The sequence below is a fragment of the Mycolicibacterium pyrenivorans genome, from assembly GCF_025821625.1.
Classification (GTDB): domain Bacteria; phylum Actinomycetota; class Actinomycetes; order Mycobacteriales; family Mycobacteriaceae; genus Mycobacterium; species Mycobacterium pyrenivorans.
The window spans coordinates 1-348 of record NZ_JACKSH010000167.1 but is presented as its reverse complement, the minus strand read 5'-3'; the positions used below and the strand labels follow the sequence as shown (position 1 = coordinate 348).

Here is a 348-nt window from a genome sequence, read left to right as displayed (position 1 = left end):
TGAAGTGCCGACAGACACCCTATTGGGGTCGCGCGGTACCACGGCCGCCGCACAGCGAGCTGCCGCACCGGGCGGGGCTGGCATTCGCCCTTTGCGCCCGATAGGCGCTGGGAGTCGCTATTTCACTTCCGTCGAAAATCTGGCCCGCATCGCACGGATATCACCAAATGGTATAAACACGTATTGCCATCGCTCAATAGATTCCAAAGTTCCATCAATGGCACCAAAAGCGGACGGCGGGTCAATCTTTGAATGCTCACTCAGCACCAACCATGCAGTTGCTTGATCGGGTTCCGAGTCATAACCGACAATACTACCGTAATAGGTTCCGCCGCTCTTTAGCTCAAC

At 55.7% G+C, this 348-nt stretch carries 1 protein-coding gene; it reads right to left on the bottom strand.

Going from position 1 to position 348, the window contains the following annotated elements:
• Positions 1-117: 117 nt before the first annotated feature.
• A partial coding sequence (locus H7I57_RS19875; RefSeq protein WP_264025514.1) for a hypothetical protein occupies positions 118-348 on the bottom strand: 231 nt, incomplete at its 5' end.